1 rRNA gene is annotated in these 219 nt (G+C 41.1%); it reads left to right on the forward strand.

Annotation, left to right across the window (positions count from 1 at the left end):
- Window positions 1-122 (forward strand): 23S ribosomal RNA (locus tag H6A61_RS15830); the annotation flags it as partial.
- Window positions 123-219: the final 97 nt, after the last annotated feature.

The following is a 219-nucleotide window of genomic DNA, read 5'->3' on the forward strand; positions in this document are numbered from 1 at the left end:
GAAGCCGGCCACAAGATTAGATTTCTTGAGGGTCGTCATAGACGATGACGTTGATAGGATGCAGGTGTAAAGCTGGAGACAGCAAAGCCGAGCATTACTAATTGCCCGTGAACTTTCATTGTCACGTGACACGTTAAGGATGTTATATACGTTTAGCCTTAAACAGAATTAGTTTTGAGACAGATTAGACTTTTCAGTTTGTTGATTCATGTTGAGTCA

Source organism: Bacteroides caecigallinarum, from assembly GCF_016901995.1.
GTDB classification, from domain to species: Bacteria; Bacteroidota; Bacteroidia; order Bacteroidales; family Bacteroidaceae; genus Phocaeicola; species Phocaeicola cellulolyticus.